Source organism: Pseudomonas sp. v388, assembly GCF_003935425.1.
GTDB lineage: Bacteria > Pseudomonadota > Gammaproteobacteria > Pseudomonadales > Pseudomonadaceae > Aquipseudomonas.
The window spans coordinates 416,399-440,142 of the sequence record NZ_RHQN01000003.1; the positions used below are offsets into that span (position 1 = coordinate 416,399).

The window sequence follows — 23,744 nt, forward strand, 5'->3', positions numbered from 1 at the left end:
GTTCTGCGTTTATCAGCGCCTACCCAAGGAGAAGGTTTTGAGCTTACGGATCGAGACAAAGGCTGCGCCCGACGACGCTGATTTTCAGGCGATCGTCGCTCCGTTGCGCGCTTACAACCACGCCCAGGCCGGTATGACACTGGCCGAGAAAGTCGCGTTTGTGGTGAACGATGAGTCAGGCGTTACTCATGGGGGCCTGCACGCCAGGGTGTTTGGGCAGTGGCTGTTCATCGAGCTGTTGGTCGTGCCTGAAAGCGCCCGAGGCGAGGGGATGGGCACGAAGTTGATGCACATGGCGGAAGCGACCGCGCGGGAGAAAGGTTGCGTGGGCGTGTGGCTGGACACCTTCTCGTTCCAGGCGCCGGACTTTTATCAGCGGCTTGGTTACAGCGTGTTTGGCGAATTGAAGGATTATCCGCCGGGGCATAGCCGGTATTTCATGCAGAAGCGCCTGGATATCCAGTAGTCATGGTAGAGGTGCGTCACTTCAGCACTCAATCGTCTGCGCGACCGGAAGACTTGCCCTGAGTAAACTCGCCGCCAGCCGTTGATTCTCCCACTCGGCATCGGTGATGCAGTCTTGCGCAGTGCTCCCGGCTCAGGAGCATGATCACATCATTGCCGCCTGGCTCATTGGAGCAGTTGGGATGACAGAACCGCAGCAGCATGACCAGCTGTAGGAAAGATGTCGGTCTGCCCCGACGATTCTGAACTCTCAAATGTAAGGCTTTTCCGAATTTTTTCCGGCGTGAAACAACCGAGATGTTGGCTGATAAGGTGCCGCGATCGCACTTCGAACCCAAGCCATGTCCCAGCGTTTCCAAGACTCCGACTCCGACCAAAAAAAGCTGAATCAAAATGTCCGGCCCATTTCCGAGTGCGAACGCAAGCGGGAACGGCTCTACGACGTCACGACAGATGTGGTCCACGTTCCCGTACTTACTTGCGAGGGCCTGTGGAGGATTTACCAGAGTCGGGCCGAAGATGTTGTCGCGCCGGGTGGTGAGCTGATTGCCAACCCCATCGAGCGTAACCGGGCGATCAATGCCGCTTACGCCAAATTGTGGCTTGATGACCCCCGCTTTCAGTGGGCCGGACTCGCAGCTTTCGCTTCCAAGACAGTGGGCTGCGGGCTTCTGCACGCACGTGACTCGATCGACAAGATCCAGAAGGAATACGAAGCGTCCCAGAAAATACGTCAACCCTACACGCTGTCCGATTTAGTTGACCCCAATAAAGTTGCACAGCACGCACGGTATGAGCGTGAGCTTGAAGCTGCAGACGACGACAACCCTTTCTGGTCGATCAATGCTCGCCTGCCTGGTAGCTCCCGGTCACTGACGCAGGAAGGCTTGCTGTATGTCTACGAAAAGATGGCCTTGGGAAATACCACGTTGTTTCTGGATATCTATCCTCTGCATTTGTTTTATGCGCAGCGCGGGCTCAATGAGTTTGAAGAGTGCCTGAAAAAGCGAGAGTCCATTTACGGGCATCCGAAATTTCCGGTGCAGTGGCCGGTTGACCAGCAAGAATTGGGATTTGGCGTTGACTATGACGACATCCTCCTTGGGTTCGAAGCTCTGGATAGTGGGCACTTAGCTAAAAGCGTTAGGCATCTAGCTAATCACGAACAGCGCAACATTCTTCAACCCATAATGTACGACGACTGGAAACTGGACTGGCTTCTTTTCGCCAATCATTTTTACTACGTAACTCGCATATCGCCTTTACCCGACATTGCTCAACCCATTGAGCTGACGCTTGCAAGCCAGTGCAAGCGAATCGACGATGATCGTACTGTGACGTTCGACAGCAGCCCATTGGCCGACCTTTCCGACATTGATCAGCGCATGGCTTTTGTACTCCGGGCGGCCAGACAATTTGATGAATTGCTACGCGGAAGCAGCCGCGGCCTGCTGGAGCAGTCGATCAGAGACATTGCCGCTGGACAGGGCGTGCGATGAGGAACTTATTCGGCAGAGCGCGTGGCAAGTCCTGGCTGTGGATTGGGGCGCTTGTGCTGCTAACGATCATCGCGGCAGCAGGCACCTCTGGGCTGCTGGCCGACGATCCGGAAATTGCGCTGGATATCGACGAGCCGTGGGAGGACATGCGCAAGCGCTCGACGGCCAAAATCGCCTCGGCGCTGCCCGATACCAACTGGTTCCGAGTTCCCAAGTCCAATGCAAGGCTGCGATTCATCGATCCGCAGTATGGATTCGTCACCCCGGTAGCAAAGTTTTTCACGATCGGATTTGACGACGTCCGCACTCTTAACGTGCGGATGTCGCCACAAACTGAGCCGTTGTTGCTGGACGATGCGCTGAAAGTGGTGCTCGACCTGCAATGCCAGTTCGTTACCAAAGGATGGACCAACCGCTTTCCCGAAGAGTACCCGCTCTTCGCGGATACTCCGCACTGGCGCGAGCAGTTTCGCGATGTGAACAAGGGCGGCACGAGCTATTGGCAAGCAGCAGACAGCTACCGCGCCACGCTTAGGATGTACCGCTTTGAATGGAGCAAACGGCCTGAAGAAGAGCGTTATCTGATCACTCTGGAACTCTTCAAACCTTAGGTTTTAACCTGTCCGGGCGAGTGGTTATCAAGTTTAGGAACAGCGCAGACATGCCGATTAAAACCCCTGTTAAACGAGCGAATCCGAGCGCCTGGCTGAGGGTTATGCGCCTGGCTTTGCTATTGGCAATCGTAGCGGGAGGCGCCATAACCCTGCTGGCCGACGATCCGGAAATCGCGCTGGATATCGACGAGCCGTGGGAGGACATGCGCAAGCGCTCGACGGCCAAAATCGCCTCGGCGCTGCCCGATACCAACTGGTTTCGAGTTCCCAAATCCAATGCACGACTGCGATTCATCGATCCGCAATATGGTTTCATCACCCCGGTAGCAAAGTTTTTCACGATCGGATTTGACGACGACCGCACTCTTAACGTGCGGATGTCGCCACAAACCGAGCCATTGTTGCTGGACGATGCGCTGAAAGTCCTGCTCGACCTGCAATGCCAGTTCGTTACCAAAGGATGGACCAACCGCTTTCCCGAAGAGTACCCCCTCTTCGCAGACACTCCGCAATGGCGCGAGCGGTTTCGCGATCAGAACAAAGGCGGCAAGACCTACTGGCAGGCGGCAGACAGGTACCGCGCCACGCTGAGAATGTATCGCTTTAAATGGAGCAAACGGCCTGAAGAAGAGCGTTATCTGATCACTCTGGAACTCTTCAAACCTTAGGGTTTTAACCTGTCCGGGCGAGTGGTTATCAAGTTTAGGAACAGCGCAGACATGCCGATTAGAATCCCTGTTAAACGAGCCAATCCGAGCGCCTGGCTGAGGGTTATGCGCCTGGCTTTGCTGTTGGCAGTCGTAGCGGGAGGCGCCATAACCCTGCTGGCCGACGATCCGGAAATTGCGCTGGATATCGACGAGCCGTGGGAGGACATGCGCAAGCGTTCGACGGCCAAAATCGCCTCGGCGCTGCCCGACGCTCACTGGTTTCGAGTTCCCAAGTCCAATGCAAGGCTGCGATTCATCGATCCGCAGTATGGATTCATCACCCCGGTAGCAAAGTTTTTCACGATCGGATTTGACGACGACCGCACTCGTAACGTGCGGATGTCGCCACAAACCGAGCCGCTGCTGCTGGACGATGCGCTGAAAGTCCTGCTCGACCTGCAATGCCAGTTCGTTACCAAAGGATGGACCAACCGCTTTCCCGAAGACTACCCGCTCTTCGCGGATACTCCGCAATGGCGTGAGCGGTTTCGCGATCAGAACAAAGGCGGCAAGACCTACTGGCAGGCGGCAGACAGGTACCGCGCCACGCTGAGGATGTACCGCTTTAAATGGAGCAAACGACCTGAGCAAGAGCGTTATCTGATTACCCTAGAGCTTTTCAAACCTTAGACCGCCGACTTGACGATCTACCGGCATAAAATGCCCTTGCCACCAAACCCGTTGGAATCGCGGGCGCCCTCTTCTGGAAGGTACGCGCCTAATCAAGCAAGCACTCTGCAGCGTTCATACCTGTGGGCCAGCGCCGTGCCCAGCTTAGTGCGGCATTGGGACGCATCGACAATTGATTTCGAAATATTTCCGATATTCACGTTCTGAGACTTCAGCTGAAGCGTTTCAGGTCGATAGACCACTATCATCTATATGAATAGGTCAGGATCATGAACCTTAGACGTCTGAATATCGCTCCCCGATCTCTCCTCTGCTTCGGCTTCTTTGCACTGTTGATCACCGCGCTGGGCCTGTACTCGCTGCTGCAGGCATCGAATCTGAAAGAAGCTCGGGAAACCCTTCAAACCGGAGTGATGCCGACGGTGCAGGCCATCGCTCAGATCGAATCGGATCTACTGACCATTCGCCTGGGTAACACCAACCTGCGCACGGCCAGCACGCCTCAAGCACTGGAGATTGCCAATACGCGGATCAGCAAAGGCCGCAGTGAGCTGGAGGCGCATGTCAGGAAACTCAAGCCGCTGCTGGTGACCGACGCGGGGAAAAAAGCCTACGCCGACATGGAAAGCGATATGACGGCGTATCTGGCTGTGCATACGCGTTATCTGGAAGCGGTGAAGCAGAATCGCGACGACCTCATCAATACGATGACCAGCGCAACCGGCGAGCAGACTCAGGCCGCCGACCGACTGGGCAAGGACATCGCAGAGATGTCGCGGCTGGCGGAACTGCGGGTTCAGCAGTCGGACGCTGCCGCCGATGAAAGCTACTCTCTGTCCCGCAACGTGACCATTGCCGCGATCCTGGTGGCGCTGGTGGCCACCTTCGCCCTGGCGGCCCTGTTCACCCGCAGCCTGGTTGCGCCGATTGCCAAGGCGCTGGCGGTTGCCGAACAGATTGCAAGCAATGACCTGAGCAAGCCTGTCGAGGCCGACGGCCGTGATGAACCCGGCCGCCTGCTGGCCGCGCTGTCGGTGATGCAGCAGAACCTGCGTCGCACGCTGGGGGAATTGGGTGATTCGTCCAATCAGTTGGCCTCGACGTCCGAGGAAATGACCGCTGTGACGGAAGATTCCCTGCGCGGCGTACAGCGGCAGAACGACGAGATCAATCAGGCAGCCACGGCCATCAATCAGATGAGTGCGGCAGTTGAAGAAGTGGCACGCAATGCCGCCGCGGCTTCGACGGCCGCGCAGGACTCCAGCCAGTCTGCCGTCAGCGGCAGCCAGCGCGTAGGGGAAACCGTGGCGGTGATCACCGAATTGCATCAGGCGGTCGGTGCGACGGCGACCGAGATCGACGGCCTGGCGGCGCAAGTGCAGAACATCAGCGGTGTGCTGGACGTGATTCGCGGTATCGCTGACCAGACCAACCTGCTGGCGCTCAACGCCGCTATCGAAGCGGCTCGGGCGGGTGAAGCCGGGCGTGGTTTTGCAGTGGTGGCGGATGAAGTGCGGGCCTTGGCGCATCGTACCCAGCAGTCTACTGCCGAAATCGAGAAAATGATCGCCTCGATTCAGGGCGGCGCCAGTAAAGCAGTGACTGCCATGGGCCACAGCAGCGAACGAGCGCGTGCGAGCCTGGACGTGGCCGAAGCGGCCGGCAAGGCACTTGCCGAGATTACCGCCGCCATCGTGCAGATCAACGAACGCAACACCACCATCGCTACGGCGACCGAGCAACAGGCGCAGGTGGCGCGGGAAGTTGATCGCAATCTGACCAGCATTCGCGACCTGTCGCTGCAGACGTCGGCGGGTGCCAATCAGACAGCAGCGGCCAGTGGCGAGCTGTCGCAGTTGGCGGTGGGGCTGAATCAGGTGGTGTTACGGTTTAAGGTGTAATCACAACGGTAGGAGCGGCTTTAGCCGCGAAGAGGCTGGTGCAGCCGCAGCACATGCTGTGTTTGTACTGGCGCCTTCGCGAGCAAGGCGGATCGCCGCCCGCTCGCTCCTACGGGATTTGCGTCACACTTGCAGGAGCGTTTAGATCACACCACACGCCGCGCGATCACCGCCGCCGCCCAGGGGTTTGGGATGGTCGGAGTGGTTGTCGCCGCCGACGTGAACCATCAGCGCATGGCCTTTGATTTCCGACAGTTTCTTGATGCGTGGCGCCAGCACCGGGTAGTTGGCGGTGCCGTCGGCGTTCACGTAGATCGCCGGCAGGTCGCCCAGGTGGCCTTCGGCGTAAGGGCCCAGGTGTTTGCCGGATTTGCCTGGGTCGAAGTGGCCGCCCGCCGCAAGCGCCGCGCCTTTCACGCCATCCTTGGTGCCCGCTTCGCAGCTGCCGTTTTCATGGACGTGGAAACCGTGCACGCCGGCCGGCAGGTTGGTCAGTTTCGGGGTGAACACCAGGCCGTAGGCGGTTTCGTCGATGTTCACCGTACCGATGGGCTTGGGCGCACCGTCAGCGCTGACGAGGTTGACCGGTACGTCCAGCGATGCGGCGTGGACACTGAAAGATAAGGCGCCCAGCAGGCCTAACAAGAGATGAGATTTCATAAGGGATCGACATGTCCTTCGTCAGGTAAATGAGGTTGAACGTTGCTCAGGGTAGGAATGAATCCCGGTGGCGTCCACCTTCCCGATCAGCGCCCAACGATTTCATGCTGCCAAACGTGTGACCACAGCCAGGCGGGTTTTGATGCATTCAATCTTGACACGATGTGTCGCCATACTGCCCCACCGGGCGGCAAACCCCAGGAGCCTCGACTAACCTGTAAGCAATCATTTAAGCGGTTGATTCTTCAATCACCTTGACTGATGGGGCTTAGAACAATAATGAAAGACCCCTACGCGTTCGGCTTCTACTGCGCCTGTTTCGCGCTGGCGGTCGTGGTGGGCGCGGTGTTCTACAGCGCCGCGGTCAGCAACTCGCCCGCCAGCGCCGCCAACGCTTATTACATCATCGAAGCCGCCTCTTCCCTGACCGAAGCCCTGGCCATCATCGGCATCGCCGGTGTGGTGTTCAAGGCGTATGGCTCGTGGAAACACGACACCCGCCAGCACAAGGCGCTGAGCGTGATCTGGGATGCCAATGTGGCGTTTCGGGAAATCGAGATCGGTTTCAACGAGTGGTTTTTTGGGCCCACCGCAAGCCAGCGCAGTGAAAACGACAACGGCAAGATTGACTCGATGCTCGCCGCCAGCCCGTTCGGCGTGGCGCTGAAGGCGTTCAAGAAACAATGCATTTTGCTGGACAAGGTGGTGGTCAAAGACCACTGGCGCTGGCTGAACCATGCCACCCAGCTCGATATGCTCGCCCGCGCTCTGAGCGCTGAAGCCTTCGGCGCCGTGGGCAAAGGCCGGGTGACGCACACCATCGTGGACATTCTCTACACCCATGAAGGCGAGACCTGGCAGAGAACCCAGGCGGATTGGGAGGCAGAGTTGACGGCGATCGAGCGGGAGCTGGCCGCGTTGGAAGAGGTTTATACGTAGGGCGGTAACGTGGTAGGAGTGAGCTTGCTCGCGATCTGGCGCGCAGCGGCAGCAAAGTTAATGGCCGGCAACGCCTTCGCCAGCAAGCTGCCTCCTACCGTACGGGGGGAATCAGAACTCCAGGCAGATCTTGCCGAAGTGCTGGTTGGTTTCCTGGTACTTGAACGCTTCGACGATTTCGGTCAGGGCGAAGGAGCGGTCGAGAACCGGGCGCATGCCGTTGGCGTTGATGGCGCGGATCATGTCTTGCTGCTGAGTGCGGCTGCCGACCAGCACGCCTTGCAGGCGCAATTGTTTGACCAGCGCCGGGACGATTTCCAGCTGGCTGGTCACGCCACTGAGAATACCGATCACCGAGATATGCCCGCCAACCCGAGCGGCGTGCATGGATTGTTGCAGCGTGGTGGCGCCGCCGACTTCGATGATGTGGTCCACGCCGCGGCCGTGGGTCAGCACGCGCGCAGTCCCGCCCCAATTGGCGTCGGTGCGGTAGTTGATGACGTGATCGGCACCCAGGGCTTTCAGGCGTTCCAGCTTCTCATCGCTGGAAGACGTGGCGATTACCGTCGCTCCGACCATCTTGGCGAACTGCAAGGCGAAGATGGACACACCACCGGTGCCTTGGACCAGCACGGTGTCGCCGGCCTTGAGCGAGTCGTCGACCATCAGCGCGCGCCAGGCGGTCAGGCCGGCGGTGGTCAGGGTCGCGGCTTCGGCGTGGCTGTAGCCGACCGGCGCGTGGGTGAACGAGGTGGCGCGAGCGGTGACCTGCTCACGGGCATAACCGTCGATGCCGTCGCCCGGCACGGTCACGAAGCCTTCAACGATCGGCTCGCCGCTGATCCAGTCCGGAAAGAAGGTGCTGACCACCGAATCGCCCACTTTGAACTCGACAACACCCTCGCCAACCGCGCTGACCACACCGGCGCCATCGGCCATGGGAATGCGCGACTCGCTCGGGCCCCACATGCCGCTGACTACGGCGAAGTCGTGATAGTTGAGGGAGTTGGCGTGCAGGCGAACGGTGATTTCCCCGGCCTTGGGTGCTGCAACATCGCTCTGGCCGACGGTCACGCGGTCATAACCGCCACCGGCGTGGACAAAAATGGTCGTGTTGCTCATGTGGGTATCTCCATCGTTTTAACATTACGCGAAATGACGAAATGTAGAGGTAAATCTTAAAGTTCGTTCTTGAGCCGGTCGCCGAACTGATCGATGGCCTGCTCGTCTCGGCGGAAGTAGGTCCATTTGCCGATACGCGTAGCCTGCACCAGCCCTGCCCTTTGCAGAATAGCCAGGTGAGCCGACGCCGTGGACGCCGAGAGGTTGGCCTTGGCCTGAATGTGCGACACGCACACCCCTATCGTCGGATCACCGTGGTCCTGGGGTGGGAAATGCGTCTGCGGGTCTTTCAGCCACTCCATGATCATCATGCGAGTGTCATTGGCGACCGCTTTGATTTGCTCAATTATCATGGGGCGCAACATTACGCTTTTTTACGAAATGTTCAACCCCACTCATCGCCTCGGTGTTGGTGCTTCACTTCAACCCTGCAAATGAAGCACTCTGTGCCCTCAATAAAATCAGAACAATCCGACGAGCCGCTCTTCATGATGACCTTCAAACGCTGCGCACTGACCACGCTCCTGCTGGGCCTTCCGGGCCTTTCCATGGCACAGCCTGCTACCGGCACGCCTTCGCACCTGGACCAGATCCTGGGCAAGGGCCAGTTGGCGGTGTGCACCACCGGCGACTACAAGCCGTACACCTTCCTGCGTGAAGACGGCGAATACGAAGGCATCGATATCACCATGGCGCGCTCGCTGGCCAAGAGCCTGGGAGTCGAGGTGCAATGGGTTGCGACCACCTGGAAAACCCTGATGCCCGACATGATCGCCGGCAAATGCGACATCGGCATGGGTGGCATCTCAGTCACTCTGGAACGACAGAAGAAGGCGTTTTTCAGCAATACGCTGGATGTAGACGGCAAAATTCCGCTGGTGCGCTGCGCCGATGAAGCGCTTTACCAGACCATCGAACAGATCAACCAGCCGTCGGTACGCCTGATCGAGCCGGCCGGCGGCACCAACGAGGCGTTCGTGCGCGCCTTCCTGCCCAAGGCTGCCTTGGCGTTCCACGACAACAAGACCATTTTCCAGGAGCTGCTGGATAAAAAGGCCGATGTGATGATCACCGATGCGTCCGAAGCGCTATACCAACAGAAGCGTATGCCGGGGTTGTGTGCTGTAAACCCGACCCGCTACATGCAGTACGGCGAAAAAGCCTACCTGCTGCCCCGCGACGATATGACGTGGAAAGGCTATGTCGACCAGTGGCTGCACCTGAGCAAGGCGACAGGCGCGTATCAGCAGGCGTTGAGTCAATGGCTGGCGGTCCCGGCGCCGTAAAACCCTTGAACCAACGACTACAGAAAGGCACGACCCGCATGAAGCCCAGCAAACCCATCACCCGTGCGTTTTGCGTCGAGTTGCAGCAGGAACTTTCGATTGCCGCCGCGCGACGGGAGTTCTTTTCCCAGGAGCCGCCCCGCTCGCGCTTTGAGTTTCTGTGCTCCAGCGAGGCGTGCCGGGCGCTGGGGGCCAAGGTGACCGGTGTGCGTTATGACGTGAAGCCTCAAGACAATCCCACGTTCGTGGCCGCGCATTTCCGCGCCAACCCCCGTTACGAGCATGATCCGGGCTGCGAGTGGGTTGGCGAGCCGGACGAAGAAGAACCCGACGCGCCGTCCGCAAGCCTCGACCCTCAGGCGCAGGCGCGCAAGGCCAAGCGCAAGCTGGATGACTACATCGATGTCTTCGATCCGGTACTCAAGGCGCCGGTCAAGGAAAAGGCCCAGGCCGAGCGCGTCGGCAGTGCCACGCAGGAAACCGCCGCCGCTCAGCGCAAGGCAGAGAGCCCCGACCCCAGGCCCCTGCGTTACAGCGAAACCCGCACCAGCAATCTGGAGCGCCTGGTGGATTGCTATCGTCAGGCCAAGGCCGAACTGCCCGCCGACGAGTTCAAGCTGCTGACGCTGCGGGTTCCAGGTCAGGGGGAACTGTCGCTACGGTCGTACTTTCGCCACATCAAGTACGCGCAGCCGGGCGACAATGGTCGGGTGTTGTTCGGCGGTGGTCTGGTAGAGCGCTACGGCGCGGGCTTCAAGTTCAAGTTCTTCGACCGGCTGGAAGGCAAGCGGGTGACGCTGTACGTGTCTCCGGCGCAGATGCAGGCTTACCGCTCCAGTCGCTACATCAGCGAGCTGCTCAGCCACGCCGATGAGGTGAAATTCTTCACCGTCTACGCGCTGGGCACGCTCAGGCCCAGCCCGACAGGCAAGAGTTTCAGTGTCGAGGTCGACGATCTGCGTCATCTGGCCATCGTGCTGGGGCCGGGCAAGGACGCACCGGCCACCGAAACGGCCACTGAAGCTCAGGCATGAAAAAGGGAAGCGGGCCTTGGCCGCACTTCCCTTCTGCCGAACGCCTGAGTCAGATCAGACTTTGACGATCCAGCCGGCTGGAGCCTCAACGTCACCTGACTGAACGCCGGTCAGTTCCTTGTACAGGCGCTGAGTGATCGGGCCGACTTCGGTCTGGCTGTAGAACACGTGCAGATGGTCCTTGTAGGAAATGCCGCCGATCGGCGTGATCACCGCCGCAGTACCGCAGGCGCCGGCTTCCTTGAAGGTGTCCAGCTGGTCGATGAACACGTCGCCTTCCACCACGGTCAGGCCCAGACGGGACTTGGCCAGTTCGATCAGCGACAGGCGAGTGATGCCCGGCAGGACCGAAGGCGACTTCGGCGTCAGGAACACATCGTCCCTGGTGATGGCGAAGAAGTTGGCCGAACCGACTTCCTCGATCTTGGAGTGGGTCTGCGGGTCCAGGTAGATGCAGTCGGCGAAGCTGTGTTTCTTGGCTTCGGAACCCGGCATCAGGCTGGCGGCGTAGTTGCCACCGACCTTGGCCGCACCGGTGCCGTTCGGCGCGGCGCGGTCGTAGCCGGAGATCACGAAGTTGTTCGGCTTCAGGCCACCCTTGAAATAGGCGCCGACCGGGATGCAGAAGATCGAAAAGATGAACTCGGGGGCGGTGCGCACGCCGATGTTGTCACCCACGCCGATCACGAACGGGCGCAGGTACAGCGCGCCGCCTGAACCGTAGGGCGGGATGAAGCGTTCGTTGGCCTTGACTACCTGCTTGCAGGCTTCGATGAAGACGTCGGTCGGCACATGGGGCATCAACAGGCGCGAGCAGCTGCGCTGCATGCGCTCGGCGTTCTGGTCGGGACGGAACAGGTTGATCGAGCCGTCCTTGCAACGATACGCCTTCAGACCTTCGAAGCACTGCTGACCATAGTGAAGGGCGGTGGAACCTTCGCTGATGTGCAGCGTGTTGTCTTCGGTGAGCGAACCCGCGTCCCAGGCACCGTCGCGCCAGTGAGAGAGGTAGCGCTTGTCGGTCTTGATGTAATCGAAACCCAGTGTGTCCCAGTTGATGCTTTCTTGACTCATAACGCCCTCTATCTGTTAACAGCTGCCTGGACGAGTCAGGCCATGGCTTATTCTGCCAGATCATTGCCGATCTGCGGCTTGAAAAAACAACCGGCTTTACGCATTCGGATTCGCTGGCACTCGCCCGGACGCGAAGGCGTGCCGTTACAGCGCCTGTGGAGTGACCGGTCGCTGACGGATATAGGCGAGAAAGGCGTCCATGTCGTTACTGCACAAGGTGCGCGCAACGGATTTGACTTCGGCCATGGGCCAGTCCCACCAGGCCGCCTGCAGCAACAGCTCGCGGACCGGCTCCTCGAAACGCCAGCGGATGAACTTGCACGGGTTGCCGCCGACCACGGCAAACGGCGGCACGTCACGGGTGACCATGGCGCCCGCGGCCACGATGGCACCATGACCGATGGTAACGCCCGACAGGATCATCGCGTCGGCGCAGATCCAGCAGTCGCTGCCGATCACCACATCGCCCTTGCTGGGCGCGTAATCCTTGATGTCTCGGACCTGATCGACCATGGCCGGAAACGGGTAAGTGGTCAGCCAGTCAGTGCGGTGTTCGCCGCCCAGCAGGATCCGCACCCCTTCGGCGATCGAGGTGTAAGAACCGACGCGCAGCACGGTGTCGTCGCCGAACTCCAGCACTTCCGGAATGCCGTAGGTGCCTACTCCCACCACATAGCGCGGATAACGCAGGCGGATCTTCTCCGCCGCCCTTTCCAGTTTGTCGAGTCGTCGCAGGTGCTGGCGGGTCTTCCTGGCCTTGAACATATCGAACAGTTTCATGGGGCTCCTGATGAGGATCGGGCGAGATGATGGAGCCTGTTCATGCATGTCTGCCGCGCAGCAGCAAGCGCTTGAGACGGCGGCCGGTGGTGCGGTCCATATGACGAAACGGCAGTGAACCCAACAGACTCCAGGCATGGCTTCTGTCGGACACGACCGCGTACTTGAGCGCCTTGTTGATCAGTCGTGCTCGTCCACGTTCGTACTCCGGATGCCCCTTGTAGGGCGCAATGCTGCGCAAATCGGCCTCGAGCAATACTTTGTATCTGCGCGACAGGTTGTTGGCATGGCGCCGATAGCGAGTGACGACGATCGGCAGCACATGGATGTCATAGCCCCGGCGAGCGATGCGCAGGGTCATCTGGAAGTCCTGCACGCGAATGTCCGGATCGTAGCCATTGGCATCCCGGATGGCCTGCATCCGATACAGCGCGACCGGCGCACCGACTACCACCGCACCGCCGAGGATCTGGTCGAAGCGCAGCCGTTCGATCTCGGTGCGCGACTGGGACTTGGTGTCGTTACCCTCGCCATCCATGTAGGTGATCAAGGCGCCGACGCATCCCACCTGAGGATGCTCGTCCAGATAACGCGCCCGCAGCCGCACCGACTCCGGCAGCATGATGTCGTCCAGGTCCGGGGTTGAAACGTAGGTTCCCTTGGCGTACTTCAATCCATGGTTGAGCGCAGCGCTCACACCCTGGTTGGGTTGTTCATACAGCTGGAAGGGGTACTTTTCCTGCAGCGCCTTGAGCATGGTCACGCTGTTGTCGGTGGAACCGTCGTCCACCACGATCACTTCGAAATGTTCGTAGTCCTGGGCGAAAATACTTTCCATGGCCGCTTCGAGAAACCGTTCGGCGTTGTAGCAAGGCGCGATAATCGAAACGAGCGGCAGACGCGAAATCGCGCTGTTTTCGGCAGACATCATCAGGTTGACAACCATTGATTATTATTGGGTGGTGGTGAAACAGAGGGCCTGAACCCACAGCATCTGCTGGGGATCGCCGATATGATCTCGCAAGTCCTGCCGTTTTACCATGCCCGCAAAATGCTACCCGGAGCGCGGCCCTGAGGCCCTTGAATGCAGGCGAAAAAAAACCCCGATCCGTTAAGATCGAGGTCTTTTTCACACCTTCTCGACTCAGAAGGCGTAGGTCACCAACAGCTCTTTGGTTACCTGAAAGTCCACCGACATCATCACGCTCAGGGCGGTGATGGTGAAGATGGAGAACACGAACAGCTTACGGGCCCAGACGGTGTCGTCTACAGCCTTGTAGCCCTTCCAGGCCATGTAGAACCAGTACATGCCCATACCCGCCGCAACGGCAAGGTAGTTCAGGCCGGCGTAGCCGCCCACGGTCAACATCAGGGTCGCTACCAGGAACGCCAGGATGTAGAGCAGGATGTGCCGCTTGGTGACCAGAATGCCGCGCGCAACCGGCAGAACCGGAATCTTCGCTGCACTGTAATCGTTGAAACGAAAGATCGCGATCGCATACGAATGCGGCATCTGCCACAGGCTGAACATCACCAGCAGCGTGAGTGCCGCGAAATCGAAGCTGTTGCTCACTGCGCAGTAGCCGATCACCGGAGGCATCGCCCCCGACAGACTACCGATCAGCGTGCCGTGTACCGATTTGCGCTTGAAGTAGAGGCTGTAGAGGCCCACGTACACCACAAAGCCGATCACCACCAGCAAGGCAGCCAGTGGGTTGGCGTAGGTGTACAACAGGCTGACGCCGGCGATGCCCAGAATCGTGGCATACAGCAGCGCAAGCTTGATGGACACCAGGCCCTGCACCAGCACACGGTTGCGAGTCCGCTCCATGCGCTGGTCGATATCGCGATCGATGCAGTTGTTGAATACGCAACCGGACGCTACGACCAGGGAGGTACCGATCACCGCCGCCAGGAACACGACGAAATCGATATCACCCTTGGAAGCCAGAAAAAAGCCACCCGCCACCGAAAGCACGTTACCGAAAATGATCCCCGGTTTGGTGATTTGGATAAAGTGCTTCAGTGACATCTGGTATTCCTCAATGCGCCATCATTTCACGGTGGATGCTGAAAATGATCCACAGCGACAGGCCGACCAACAGAACGATCACCAACCCCGTGAAGGCAATCGCCAGCACGTTGTTGCGTTGCGACGAGGTGAAGTCCAGGTGCAGGAAGTAATGCAGGTGGACAATAACCTGAATGATCGCGAACGCCAGGATGACCCAGATCGTCATGTCCTTGGGCAGCACCGGGCTCATCACCAGGGCGAAAGGAATGACAGTCAGGATGACCGACAGGATGAAGCCAATCGCATACGACTTCACGGTGCCATGACTGGAGTCATGCTCGTGGTTATGTGCATTCGCCATTACAGGGCCCCCATCAGGTAAACAACGGTGAACACGCAGATCCAGACCACGTCCAGGAAGTGCCAGAACAGGCTCAGGCAGCTCAGACGGGTCTTGTTGGTGTTGGTCAGGCCGCGTTTCTGGACCTGATACATCATGATGCCCATCCAGATCAGACCGCTTGTCACGTGCAGGCCGTGCAGGCCTACCAGCGAGAAGAAGGCCGACAGGAAGCCGCTGCGGCTAGGACCGAAACCGGCCTCGATCAGGTGATGGAATTCATAGATTTCCATCCCGATGAACGCTGCGCCGCAGAGGAAGGTCAGCGCGAGCCAACCCAGAACCTGGCTCTTGTTACCTTTGAAGAACGCCAGCATGGCGAAACCGTAGGTAATCGAGCTGACCAACAGGAAAGCGGTTTCGACGGCCACGAAAGGCAGTTCGAAAATGTCGTGGCCGGACGGGCCGCCCGCGACACTGTTGACCATGACCGCATATACCGCGAAGAACGATGCGAACAGTACGCAGTCGGTCATCAGGTAGAGCCAGAAACCATAAATGGTCATTGGCCCGCTGTCGTGGTGATCGTCATGCCCATGGTCATGGTCATGACCGTGGGCGTCTCCAGAGTTCAATACTAAGTTCGACATATTTAAACCTGTTCCAGCGAGGACTTGACTGGGGCGTACGCACCTTGTTCAACAAGGATCTTGTGCTGCGCACCTTCAATACGCGCCACTTCTTCAGCGGGCACCATGTAACCCTGGTCATCACGGGCTGCGTGAATCACGAAGGTCGCGACAGTTGCGAACAGGCTCAGGCCCACCAGCCACCAGATGTGCCAGATGAAAGCGAAACCAAATACCGTCAGCATCAGACCCATGATCAGGCCGGTCGCCGTGTTGTTAGGCATGTGGATCGCCGAGTACTTGGCCGGAACCTCGTACGCTTTGCCCTGACGCTTCAGATCGGTGAACGCATCGATACCGTCGGTTTTCGGCAAGGTAGCGAAGTTGTAGAACGGTGGCGGCGAAGACGTCGACCATTCCAGGGTGTGGCCATTCCACGGGTCGCCTGTCAGGTCACGGTTCTTCTCACGGTCACGGATACTGACGAACAGCTGGATCAGCTGGCTCGCGATACCGCAAGCGATCAGGACCGCACCGAACAGAGCGATGTCCAGGTACAGGTTCCAGGCCGGGCTGTCGGTACCGTTCAGGCGACGGGTCATACCCATGAAGCCCAGTACGTACAGCGGCATGAACGCGACGAAGAAGCCGACGATCCAGAACCAGAACGCTGCCTTGCCCCACTTCTCGTTCAGCGTAAAACCGAACGCTTTAGGGAACCAGAACGCAAAGCCGGCGATGTAACCGAATACCGCACCGCCAATGATCACGTTGTGGAAGTGGGCGATTACGAACAGGCTGTTGTGCAGAACGAAGTCGGCACCAGGAATCGCCAACAGAACGCCGGTCATGCCGCCGATCGAGAAGGTGACCATGAAGCCCAGGGTCCAGAGAACCGGCGCGGTGAAGCGCAGACGACCTTGGTAGATCGTGAACAGCCAGTTGAACAGCTTCACACCCGTCGGGATCGCGATGAGCATCGTCGCCAGACCGAAGAAGGCGTTTACGTTCGCGCCCGCCCCCATGGTGAAGAAGTGGTGCAGCCAGACCATGAAGCCCAGGACGCAGATCGCGCCGCTGGCGAAGATCATCGACTTGTGGCCGAACAGACGCTTGCCGGAGAAGGTCGAGATGACCTCGGAGAAGACCCCGAACGCCGGCAGAATCAGGATGTATACCTCAGGGTGACCCCACGCCCAGAACAGGTTCACGTACATCATGGGGTTACCGCCCATCTCGTTCGTGAAAATGTGGAAGTCCATGTAGCGGTCAAGCGTGAGCAACGCCAGGGTCGCGGTCAGGATCGGGAACGAAGCCACGATCAGGACGTTTGCCCAGGTGCAGGTCCAGGTGAAGATCGGCATGTCCATCAGTTTCATGCCGGGAGTACGCATCTTCAGGACGGTCACCAGGAAGTTGACCCCCGTCAGTGTCGTACCCAGACCCGATAGCTGTAGCGCCCAGATGTAGTAGTCGACCCCCACGCCAGGGCTGTACTGCAGGCCCGACAGTGGTGGATAGGCTACCCAGCCGGTCTTGGCGAATTCGCCGACGCCCAGGGACAGGTTGATCAACAGCATGCCCGCTACCAGCAACCAGAAGCTTAGGGAGTTCAGGAACGGGTAGGCAACGTCACGCGCGCCGATCTGCAGCGGCAGGACGATGTTCATCAGGCCGGTGAAGAATGGCATCGCCATGAAGATGATCATGATCACACCGTGAGCGGTGAAGATCTGGTCATAGTGTTCAGGAGGCAGGAAGCCTTCGGCACCGTTCTGGGCAGCCGCCAGTTGGGCACGCATCATGATGGCGTCGGCAAAGCCCCGCAGCAGCATGATCATGGCGACGACGATGTACATCACGCCGATTTTCTTGTGGTCGACCGAGGTCAGCCATTCAGACCACAAGTAGGTCCACTTGCGGAAATAGGTGATTGCCCCAACAACGGCCAGACCGCCGAGCGCGATCATGGCAAGGGTCACCATGACTATCGGCTCGTGGAACGGTACCGCTTCCCAACTTAGTTTGCCTAACATCGTTTACTCCTCTGCCCCAGCAGCTGAAATCTTGCCTTTGTCCGCACCTTCGGTACCGGCGACTTCTTTCTCACCATGGACCAGCTTCTTACCTGGATTCATACCTTCATACTTGTCGATGATGATCTGGAACAGGTTAGGAGTGACCGAAGAGTAGAGTTCGACGGGGTTACGTTCGCTAGGTTTGGCCAATACAGCGTATTCAGCCGAGTCAAGCTGTTTAGGTGAATTCTTTACTTCGCTGACCCAGGACTCGAAATCGGCCTGGCTGGTGGCGATAGCCTTGAACTTCATGCCGGTGAAGCCCGCGCCACTGTAGTTCGCGGAGATACCGTTGAATTCGTGGTTCTCGTTGGCGATCAGGTGCAGTTTGGTATGCATGCCCGCCATCGCGTAGATCTGGCCGCCCAGACCCGGAATGAAGAACGAGTTCATCACGGTGTCGGAAGTGACCTGGAAATTGATCGGGGTGTTGGCAGGGAAGACGATCTTGTTGACCGTGGCGATGCCTTGATCCGGATAGATGAACAGCCATTTCCAGTCCATCGAGATGGCCTGGATGGTCACAGGCTTCACGTCGGAGTCAAGAGGACGGTATGGGTCCAGCGAGTGGGTCGACACGTAGGTGTAGTAGCCCAGGAACACCAACAGCAGCATCGGCACGCCCCAGACCGCGATTTCGATCTTGGTGGAGTGCGACCAGTCCGGCGTGTACTTGGCGGCCTTGTTCGTGGAGCGGTATTTCCAGGCGAACACGAGCGTCAGGATGATGACCGGGATAACGACGATCAGCATCAACAGTGTGGCAATCACGATCAGGTTACGCTGCTCGATCCCCACCTGCCCTTTTGGATCGAGCAGAGGTACGCCTTCGCATCCACTGAGCAAAAGCATACAGAAAAGGGCCAAGAAGCCAAAAAACCTGGGGTACCTTTTTTCTCTCATCTCACGACCTCTAAAAGCAGCTTGCGCGGTGCAGTTGGGTTTCGACCGCCAACACTTCACCCTGCCAGTGCCGGCATCTTTTTTTGAATTGAACAAGGGCCTGCCAGGACGCTTGGAAGCGTAACGACAAATCCGGGTTTTGCTGTGGATTCTTATTTTGAGCTGGTGGAAACCGCCCGTGTTTTTACACGGCAGCAGCCTACAGCACGGCCATTATGAGTCCTCAGAGGCCAGCATTGCGCTGCCTGTTCAGAGTACACAGGGGACGCTCCAGGCCTCAAATTGCTGATCATCAAGCCAGGCTGGACGATAAGTGCTGGCGATTGTAGATACGTAAATTTTTAATGACTATGCCTAATTTTGCAACAGTAAATTTCAAATCTTGAAACAATCGTAAGCTATTGATCTTTCGTACACATGAAAAAGCCCCGTCCAGACGGGGCTTTTTCAGGCTAAAGCCCTTGTGATCAGTGTGGTCTGCGGCGGTTGCGAATGATGCAGACCGGAACCAGCACGGCAGTCAGCACGAATGCTACCAGAGCCCATTGGGCAAGTGACAATCCCAGGACGGGCGGGTACGGCGTGCTGCAGAAACCGCTGACCTGAAACCCTAGCGGGAAAACCGACGCCAGTGGCAAGCCGTCGACGATCGGTTGCAGCGTATCGATCCCGCAGCTGACGGCCGGGTTGGCGAGCACCCAGGCGTGACGGCCAGCGGCGGCGATACCGCCCAGGGCACTGAGGGTGACCAGGGTCTCGCACAGGGTAACGCTGCGGCGACCGGGCATTGCGGCGCCGATGAAGGCGAACACGGCGATGAACAGCAAGGCGTAGCGCTGCAGGATGCACAGCGGGCAAGGCGCTTCACCCAGCACGATCTGCATGTACAGGGCACCGCCGATCAGCGCCAGGCAGATAATGCCCAGCAGGACCAGGAAGCGTTTTTCGCGTCGTAGGTACAACAGGTTGTCGCTCATTCACATACCTTATCGAATTGGGATCGCCACGGGCCGGTCATTGGCCTGATGGGGCGCGATCATCGGTCCGGCCTCCGCACAACTCAAGCCTCGGCCTGCCATACGGGTGAATTTGCCGGTTGGATGGTTGCAGCACCTGCGCTGATCACTCGCGCGGACCGCAACCATACCCATTGCCTGCCAAGGATGCATTCCTTCCTTATATATAGAAGGGTGCGTCACTTTGTCGCACGGCGCGTCGCACTCCTCGCGAAACCTCTTCTATATATAGCTGCGTCACTTTGTCGCAGGCGGGCGTTTTGTATGTGGGTCGGTGACGGACGAGAAACCGGCTTAACGTCGCGGCGCCGTGGGGATGGCCGGTAGCAGCGCGTGGCATCGCGGCGCCAGGCTTGCTCTGACCGTCGCCGCCGCCAGTAATTCCCGGCTGCCGCACAAGGCGTAAAATCATCACCCGGCCGACTCGCCGCTCCTGCGCTCAGGAAAAAACCTAAAGCAAGCCCGCTACGGGTCGATAAGCTGACATAGCAAGTTGTTCGTCGCCCTGAGCGATGAAACGTCTACAGCCAGAAGGTTCATATGTCCTCCAAGAACGCCCGTGCAGATTCGCTTTCCCTGCTCCTCTTCACGTTGCGCAGCGGCAAGCTGATGGCGATCAATCTGCTCAAGGTCAGCGAGATCATCCCCTGCCCTGCGCTTACCCATTTGCCGGAGTCGCATCCGCACGTCAAAGGCATCGCCACCCTGCGTGGTTCTTCGCTGTCGGTCATCGACCTGAGCCGTGCGATCGGCGAACGCCCGCTGGCCGACCCCGATGGCGGCTGCCTGATCGTGACCGACGTAAGCCGTTCCAAGCAAGGTCTGCATGTGCAGGCGGTCAGCAAGATCGTGCATTGCCTGACCACCGACATTCGTCCACCGCCCTATGGCGCCAGCAGCAAATCATTCATCACCGGCGTGACGCAGGTCGATGGCGTACTGGTGCAGGTGCTGGACATCGAAAAAGTCATCCACGGCATCGCGCCGGCGCAGATTGTCATGCAGTCCCATGAGTTGTCGATGGAAGATGCCGACGTGCTCGCTCAGGCGCGCATTCTGGTCGTGGACGACAGTCAGGTTGCGCTGCAACAGTCGATCATCACTCTGCGCAACCTTGGTCTGGAGTGCCACACGGCACGCAGCGCGAAGGACGCCATGGATGTGTTGCTGGATCTGCAGGGCACGGCCAAGCAGATCAACGTGCTGGTCTCGGACATCGAAATGTCGGAGATGGATGGCTATGCCCTGACGCGCACGTTGCGGGAAACGCCGGACTTCCAGGACCTGTACATTCTGCTGCACACCTCGCTGGACAGTGCGATGAACAGTGAAAAGGCCAAGGTCGCCGGCGCTAATGCAGTGCTGACCAAGTTTTCCTCGCCCGAGTTGACCAAATGCCTGATCCAGGCGGCGCGGACGGTCGTGGCCCAAGGTATTTGATTCTGGTAATGCCCCGCAGGAGCCAGCTTGCTGGTGAACGCGCTTTCGCGACCAAGGTCGCTCCTGCGGGGAATTCTGCTTCTGCCATAATCGGCGTTCTCACGCTGTTCATGGAGACCGCTATGAAAACCAGAATCCTGCTGCTCGCCACTCTTGCTGCGCTGTCCTCTCAGGCCAATGCCGCCAGCCCTGATGCCTGGCGCGAGCTGGACAAGGCCGTGACCGCCAGTTGCCTGAAGGCCAGCCAACTCAAGGACAGCAAGGTGGTCGGCACCGCCGCTCAGTTCGATGACCGGGTCGGTTACAGCGCGCTTATTCTCCAGGGTCGCTATCCGCAAAAGCATATGAAGAACCAGCCCGGCACCGAGCTGTGCCTGTATAACCGCAAAGCCCGCCAGGCCTATGTCACCGAATGGGACAGCCTCAAGGTCACTGCGCGCTAAGCTGCTGGCGCACTCTTTGCTACATGCCTGTATCCACCGGGTTGGCAGTCAGATTGCTGTCGCTCGGCCTTTGTTGCCTACAGGCTTTCGACACCATGAACATTCAGTTTTCCTGCACCGGTTGCGGTGGCTGCTGCACTGACCATCATGTTCCGCTCACGCTGACCGAAGCCACACAATGGGCGGCAGACGGCGGCACGGTGATTGTGCTCACCGAAGCCTTCCTCAACGACGGTTTCGGGCTGCCCGTCGGACAACGGGATCACGCTACACGCCGCTGCGCGCCGGTGCACAGCGGGTCGACCGAAGCGATGGTCGCCATCACCTTCGCGGCCTATAACGTCGGGCGTTGCCGGAATCTTGACGCGCAGAACATGTGCCGCATCTACGAGCGGCGCCCGCTGGTGTGCCGGATCTACCCGATGGAGATCAATCCGCATATCCCGCTGCGCCCGGAAAACAAAGGCTGCCCAACGCAAGCCTGGGAACAGGGCCCGGACCTGATCGTCGGCAGTCGGTTGGTGGATACGCAACTGATGGCGCTGATCGAGCAATCCCGCCAGGCCGACCGCGATGACATCGAAGCCAAGCAGGCGATCTGTCAGTTGCTGGGTATTCGCACAACGGCTTTGAAAGGCAATGGCTTCGTGGCGTATCTGCCGGACATGAAAGACTTCGCAGCGGCCGTCGGCCAAGTCACGGCCAGTCAGGGCCAGTGGCCGCAGCCGGCCGGCTGGAAGTTTCACGTGGCAGGCCGGCAGGTGGAGCAAACCCTGCGCGAAGCAGGTGCCGAAGTCACCACCAGTGCTCCGGCTGCCTACCTGTTCATTCCGTTACAGGCCGCGTAATCGAGAATCAGCGCTTGCCCATCGAACGACGGGTTCCGGCCGGAGCCGCGCCCGGAGTCTTGTGATGGCCGGGTTTCTGCCCTTTCTGATACCACGACTGGCCTTTGTTGGCCTGGGCGAATTCGGAAGGCTTGAAGGGAAAGCTGAACGGCGCAATTGCCGGCTTGTCGCCGTTTTCCGGCGTCGGGTCGGTTACAACGTCTTCAGCTGTGGTTTCAGGGCTGGTCATCAGGGCACCGGAGTATCGATTGGGTCGGGCGAACGCCCGCGGGCGCGCAGCATACCTGAATCGCCAGACAATCGCCCGGGCCTCCGGTCGCCATCACTTGTAGAACAGATCCACCATCACCTCTGCCTCGAAGGGGCCTGCCATCGGCTTGTTGTGGGTCCAGACCAGTTCGGCGTTGAAGTCCACGCTCGCCGACTGGTCGTTGCCGGTCAACTGCGCCAGATGGAACGGCTCGTTGTAGCGCAGCAGCGAGCCACGAGCGCTGACGATCTGGATACCCAGCGACGGATTAAGGCCCGGCACCAGCAGATTGCCGGAAAGCGTTCCGGTCACAGGCCGAAAACGTGCGTTGAGGCTGAAGGGCGAATCGCAGCTGCGGCGGGTGACCAGCGAAAACGGCTGGCGAGCGAATACTTTACCCACCGCCACCTGCTGGATACCAATGGCGCCGAACTCCAGCGTTTCGGGCACCACTTGCAGCTCGGCGTCGCAGGCAACGAAGCGCAGACCGTTGAGGTTGTTGAGCACATAGCTCAGGCCGCGTCCGCCGATCGGCTCCGGCCCTTGTGACCCGGCAAGCTGGAACACCGGGTAATCCATCAGGTCGCTGGCCACCCCTGACGGCGGTGTCGCTCCGAACTTCTGGATGAACACCGAAAACGCCAGGTTGAACGTGGCCCTGGGGCAGGCGCCGATGTTCGAGTCGCCCTCGTGGCAGGCCGGCAGAAACTGACCGATGGCCAGGCGGCCGCTGCTTTGCACGTGATCGACGCCGTTGAGGGTCACGCCTGCGCGAATTCCCTGCCCCAGCTGAAGGTTGTCCGGGTTCAGGTAGATGAAAATTTCTTCCTGCAAGGCCTGCTGACCGTCCTTGGCGCACTCGACCTGGACGTTCAGCCGCTCGGAACGCCAGACCACTTCGCCATTGGGAACCGAAGCGGGGATCGCCACGCTGCTGCTCAGGTCGTCGCGAATGGCGGTCTGGCCACTGCCTTGGGTCTTGCAGACCAGTGCGTGGCCGGTCGCCGGACCGAGCAACGACAGCAAGAGGATCGAGCGCATCCAGCGCTGAGTGGACAAAGGGTTCATA

General features: G+C 59.1%; 26 protein-coding genes and 1 pseudogene. 13 read left to right on the forward strand and 14 right to left on the reverse strand.

Annotated features, from left to right (window positions below; all coding sequences use genetic code 11):
- Positions 1–37: 37 nt before the first annotated feature.
- The 7 genes and pseudogenes from EGJ27_RS09565 (at position 38) to EGJ27_RS25305 (ending at position 5,819) form a co-directional block, all read left to right on the forward strand.
- Positions 38–466 (forward strand): GNAT family N-acetyltransferase, encoded by a 429-nt coding sequence (locus EGJ27_RS09565; protein ID WP_125830722.1) that lies wholly within the window; start codon positions 38–40, stop codon positions 464–466.
- Between the two features lie 340 nt (positions 467–806).
- A complete protein-coding gene (locus EGJ27_RS09570; protein WP_125830478.1) occupies positions 807–1,964 on the forward strand; it encodes a DUF2515 family protein in 1,158 nt (385 codons plus the stop codon).
- 53 nt (positions 1,965–2,017) lie between these two features.
- Positions 2,018–2,575, forward strand: a complete 558-nt coding sequence (locus EGJ27_RS09575; protein ID WP_256672736.1) for a hypothetical protein — start codon at positions 2,018–2,020, stop codon at positions 2,573–2,575.
- A 50-nt stretch (positions 2,576–2,625) separates the two neighbouring features.
- Complete coding sequence (locus EGJ27_RS09580) at positions 2,626–3,246, forward strand: hypothetical protein (RefSeq protein WP_256672737.1); 621 nt, start codon at positions 2,626–2,628, stop codon at positions 3,244–3,246.
- 51 nt (positions 3,247–3,297) lie between these two features.
- Positions 3,298–3,918, forward strand: a complete 621-nt coding sequence (locus EGJ27_RS09585; RefSeq protein WP_256672738.1) for a hypothetical protein — start codon at positions 3,298–3,300, stop codon at positions 3,916–3,918.
- A gap of 269 nt (positions 3,919–4,187) precedes the next feature.
- A pseudogene (locus EGJ27_RS25300) lies at positions 4,188–4,964 on the forward strand (MCP four helix bundle domain-containing protein); the annotation flags it as partial.
- A 66-nt stretch (positions 4,965–5,030) separates the two neighbouring features.
- Positions 5,031–5,819: a methyl-accepting chemotaxis protein gene (locus tag EGJ27_RS25305; protein ID WP_371920846.1), complete on the forward strand. Its 789-nt coding sequence runs from the start codon at positions 5,031–5,033 to the stop codon at positions 5,817–5,819.
- 141 nt (positions 5,820–5,960) lie between these two features.
- Here EGJ27_RS25305 and sodC read toward each other — a convergent pair whose 3' ends face one another.
- Positions 5,961–6,479 carry a superoxide dismutase family protein gene (sodC, locus tag EGJ27_RS09595; protein ID WP_125830481.1) on the reverse strand — a complete coding sequence of 173 codons (519 nt, stop codon included), beginning with the start codon at positions 6,477–6,479 and terminating at the stop codon, positions 5,961–5,963.
- Between the two features lie 279 nt (positions 6,480–6,758).
- Between sodC and EGJ27_RS09600 the strand changes: the two genes are divergently transcribed.
- Positions 6,759–7,418, forward strand: coding sequence for a hypothetical protein (locus tag EGJ27_RS09600; RefSeq protein WP_125830482.1), 660 nt, complete (start codon positions 6,759–6,761; stop codon positions 7,416–7,418).
- A 111-nt stretch (positions 7,419–7,529) separates the two neighbouring features.
- On the opposite strand, the gene EGJ27_RS09605 is transcribed toward EGJ27_RS09600, so the two are convergent.
- Positions 7,530–8,540 (reverse strand): NAD(P)-dependent alcohol dehydrogenase, encoded by a 1,011-nt coding sequence (locus EGJ27_RS09605; protein ID WP_125830483.1) that lies wholly within the window; start codon positions 8,538–8,540, stop codon positions 7,530–7,532.
- 56 nt (positions 8,541–8,596) lie between these two features.
- Complete coding sequence (locus EGJ27_RS09610) at positions 8,597–8,905, reverse strand: helix-turn-helix transcriptional regulator (RefSeq protein WP_177522989.1); 309 nt, start codon at positions 8,903–8,905, stop codon at positions 8,597–8,599.
- 123 nt (positions 8,906–9,028) lie between these two features.
- Here EGJ27_RS09610 and EGJ27_RS09615 point away from each other — a divergent pair, with 123 nt between their 5' ends.
- Both EGJ27_RS09615 and EGJ27_RS09620 read left to right on the forward strand, forming a co-directional pair.
- Positions 9,029–9,826: a transporter substrate-binding domain-containing protein gene (locus tag EGJ27_RS09615; RefSeq protein WP_125830485.1), complete on the forward strand. Its 798-nt coding sequence runs from the start codon at positions 9,029–9,031 to the stop codon at positions 9,824–9,826.
- A 38-nt stretch (positions 9,827–9,864) separates the two neighbouring features.
- A complete protein-coding gene (locus EGJ27_RS09620; protein WP_125830486.1) occupies positions 9,865–10,860 on the forward strand; it encodes an ATPase in 996 nt (331 codons plus the stop codon).
- Positions 10,861–10,914: 54 nt separating this feature from the next.
- Here the strand turns inward: EGJ27_RS09620 and EGJ27_RS09625 are convergent, their stop codons facing one another.
- From EGJ27_RS09625 to EGJ27_RS09665, 9 genes are all read right to left on the reverse strand, one after another.
- Complete coding sequence (locus tag EGJ27_RS09625; RefSeq protein ID WP_125830487.1) at positions 10,915–11,934, reverse strand: branched-chain amino acid aminotransferase; 1,020 nt, start codon at positions 11,932–11,934, stop codon at positions 10,915–10,917.
- A gap of 144 nt (positions 11,935–12,078) precedes the next feature.
- Positions 12,079–12,714: a CatB-related O-acetyltransferase gene (locus EGJ27_RS09630; protein ID WP_125830488.1), complete on the reverse strand. Its 636-nt coding sequence runs from the start codon at positions 12,712–12,714 to the stop codon at positions 12,079–12,081.
- 40 nt (positions 12,715–12,754) lie between these two features.
- Entirely contained in the window at positions 12,755–13,645 is an 891-nt protein-coding gene (locus EGJ27_RS09635; protein ID WP_125830489.1) for a glycosyltransferase family 2 protein, read from the reverse strand.
- A 213-nt stretch (positions 13,646–13,858) separates the two neighbouring features.
- On the reverse strand, positions 13,859–14,746 hold the full coding sequence (cyoE, locus tag EGJ27_RS09640; protein ID WP_125830490.1) for a heme o synthase: 888 nt from the start codon (positions 14,744–14,746) through the stop codon (positions 13,859–13,861).
- A 10-nt stretch (positions 14,747–14,756) separates the two neighbouring features.
- Positions 14,757–15,089: a cytochrome o ubiquinol oxidase subunit IV gene (gene cyoD, locus EGJ27_RS09645; RefSeq protein ID WP_125830491.1), complete on the reverse strand. Its 333-nt coding sequence runs from the start codon at positions 15,087–15,089 to the stop codon at positions 14,757–14,759.
- On the reverse strand, positions 15,089–15,718 hold the full coding sequence (locus EGJ27_RS09650; RefSeq protein WP_125830492.1) for a cytochrome o ubiquinol oxidase subunit III: 630 nt from the start codon (positions 15,716–15,718) through the stop codon (positions 15,089–15,091). The genes cyoD and EGJ27_RS09650 overlap by 1 nt, the downstream gene beginning before the upstream one ends.
- 2 nt (positions 15,719–15,720) lie before the next feature.
- Positions 15,721–17,733, reverse strand: coding sequence for a cytochrome o ubiquinol oxidase subunit I (cyoB, locus tag EGJ27_RS09655; RefSeq protein WP_125830493.1), 2,013 nt, complete (start codon positions 17,731–17,733; stop codon positions 15,721–15,723).
- A gap of 3 nt (positions 17,734–17,736) precedes the next feature.
- Positions 17,737–18,678, reverse strand: coding sequence for a ubiquinol oxidase subunit II (cyoA, locus tag EGJ27_RS09660; protein WP_125830494.1), 942 nt, complete (start codon positions 18,676–18,678; stop codon positions 17,737–17,739).
- Between the two features lie 467 nt (positions 18,679–19,145).
- Complete coding sequence (locus EGJ27_RS09665) at positions 19,146–19,655, reverse strand: disulfide bond formation protein B (RefSeq protein WP_125830495.1); 510 nt, start codon at positions 19,653–19,655, stop codon at positions 19,146–19,148.
- 579 nt (positions 19,656–20,234) lie between these two features.
- On the opposite strand from EGJ27_RS09665, the gene EGJ27_RS09670 reads away from it, so the two are divergent.
- The 3 genes from EGJ27_RS09670 to EGJ27_RS09680 all read left to right on the forward strand — a co-directional run bounded on the left by EGJ27_RS09670 (position 20,235) and on the right by EGJ27_RS09680 (position 22,425).
- Positions 20,235–21,134 carry a chemotaxis protein gene (locus tag EGJ27_RS09670; protein ID WP_125830496.1) on the forward strand — a complete coding sequence of 300 codons (900 nt, stop codon included), beginning with the start codon at positions 20,235–20,237 and terminating at the stop codon, positions 21,132–21,134.
- 122 nt (positions 21,135–21,256) lie between these two features.
- Complete coding sequence (locus tag EGJ27_RS09675; protein WP_125830497.1) at positions 21,257–21,577, forward strand: hypothetical protein; 321 nt, start codon at positions 21,257–21,259, stop codon at positions 21,575–21,577.
- Positions 21,578–21,672: 95 nt separating this feature from the next.
- Positions 21,673–22,425: a YkgJ family cysteine cluster protein gene (locus tag EGJ27_RS09680; RefSeq protein WP_125830498.1), complete on the forward strand. Its 753-nt coding sequence runs from the start codon at positions 21,673–21,675 to the stop codon at positions 22,423–22,425.
- Positions 22,426–22,432: 7 nt separating this feature from the next.
- Here EGJ27_RS09680 and EGJ27_RS09685 read toward each other — a convergent pair whose 3' ends face one another.
- Together EGJ27_RS09685 and EGJ27_RS09690 are read right to left on the reverse strand one after the other, a co-directional pair.
- Positions 22,433–22,654, reverse strand: coding sequence for a hypothetical protein (locus EGJ27_RS09685; protein WP_125830499.1), 222 nt, complete (start codon positions 22,652–22,654; stop codon positions 22,433–22,435).
- A gap of 93 nt (positions 22,655–22,747) precedes the next feature.
- Entirely contained in the window at positions 22,748–23,743 is a 996-nt protein-coding gene (locus EGJ27_RS09690) for a fimbrial protein (RefSeq protein ID WP_125830500.1), read from the reverse strand.
- Position 23,744 lies beyond the last annotated feature (1 nt).

Bases quoted from the DNA above. Each gene is read 5' to 3' on its own strand.
- EGJ27_RS09630 (WP_125830488.1), bottom strand. From the start codon at position 12,714: ATGAAACTGTTCGATATGTTCAAGGCCAGGAAGACCCGCCAGCACCTG.
- EGJ27_RS09585 (WP_256672738.1), top strand. From the start codon at position 3,298: ATGCCGATTAGAATCCCTGTTAAACGAGCCAATCCGAGCGCCTGGCTG.
- EGJ27_RS09580 (WP_256672737.1), top strand. From the start codon at position 2,626: ATGCCGATTAAAACCCCTGTTAAACGAGCGAATCCGAGCGCCTGGCTG.
- EGJ27_RS09650 (WP_125830492.1), bottom strand. From the start codon at position 15,718: ATGTCGAACTTAGTATTGAACTCTGGAGACGCCCACGGTCATGACCAT.
- cyoA (WP_125830494.1), bottom strand. From the start codon at position 18,678: ATGAGAGAAAAAAGGTACCCCAGGTTTTTTGGCTTCTTGGCCCTTTTC.
- EGJ27_RS09685 (WP_125830499.1), bottom strand. From the start codon at position 22,654: ATGACCAGCCCTGAAACCACAGCTGAAGACGTTGTAACCGACCCGACG.
- EGJ27_RS09670 (WP_125830496.1), top strand. From the start codon at position 20,235: ATGTCCTCCAAGAACGCCCGTGCAGATTCGCTTTCCCTGCTCCTCTTC.
- cyoB (WP_125830493.1), bottom strand. From the start codon at position 17,733: ATGTTAGGCAAACTAAGTTGGGAAGCGGTACCGTTCCACGAGCCGATA.
- cyoE (WP_125830490.1), bottom strand. From the start codon at position 14,746: ATGTCACTGAAGCACTTTATCCAAATCACCAAACCGGGGATCATTTTC.
- EGJ27_RS09615 (WP_125830485.1), top strand. From the start codon at position 9,029: ATGATGACCTTCAAACGCTGCGCACTGACCACGCTCCTGCTGGGCCTT.
- EGJ27_RS09690 (WP_125830500.1), bottom strand. From the start codon at position 23,743: ATGAACCCTTTGTCCACTCAGCGCTGGATGCGCTCGATCCTCTTGCTG.
- EGJ27_RS25305 (WP_371920846.1), top strand. From the start codon at position 5,031: ATGACCGCTGTGACGGAAGATTCCCTGCGCGGCGTACAGCGGCAGAAC.
- EGJ27_RS09620 (WP_125830486.1), top strand. From the start codon at position 9,865: ATGAAGCCCAGCAAACCCATCACCCGTGCGTTTTGCGTCGAGTTGCAG.
- EGJ27_RS09610 (WP_177522989.1), bottom strand. From the start codon at position 8,905: ATGTTGCGCCCCATGATAATTGAGCAAATCAAAGCGGTCGCCAATGAC.
- EGJ27_RS09635 (WP_125830489.1), bottom strand. From the start codon at position 13,645: ATGATGTCTGCCGAAAACAGCGCGATTTCGCGTCTGCCGCTCGTTTCG.
- EGJ27_RS09570 (WP_125830478.1), top strand. From the start codon at position 807: ATGTCCCAGCGTTTCCAAGACTCCGACTCCGACCAAAAAAAGCTGAAT.
- EGJ27_RS09680 (WP_125830498.1), top strand. From the start codon at position 21,673: ATGAACATTCAGTTTTCCTGCACCGGTTGCGGTGGCTGCTGCACTGAC.
- EGJ27_RS09605 (WP_125830483.1), bottom strand. From the start codon at position 8,540: ATGAGCAACACGACCATTTTTGTCCACGCCGGTGGCGGTTATGACCGC.
- EGJ27_RS09675 (WP_125830497.1), top strand. From the start codon at position 21,257: ATGAAAACCAGAATCCTGCTGCTCGCCACTCTTGCTGCGCTGTCCTCT.
- sodC (WP_125830481.1), bottom strand. From the start codon at position 6,479: ATGAAATCTCATCTCTTGTTAGGCCTGCTGGGCGCCTTATCTTTCAGT.
- EGJ27_RS09600 (WP_125830482.1), top strand. From the start codon at position 6,759: ATGAAAGACCCCTACGCGTTCGGCTTCTACTGCGCCTGTTTCGCGCTG.
- EGJ27_RS09665 (WP_125830495.1), bottom strand. From the start codon at position 19,655: ATGAGCGACAACCTGTTGTACCTACGACGCGAAAAACGCTTCCTGGTC.
- EGJ27_RS09625 (WP_125830487.1), bottom strand. From the start codon at position 11,934: ATGAGTCAAGAAAGCATCAACTGGGACACACTGGGTTTCGATTACATC.
- cyoD (WP_125830491.1), bottom strand. From the start codon at position 15,089: ATGGCGAATGCACATAACCACGAGCATGACTCCAGTCATGGCACCGTG.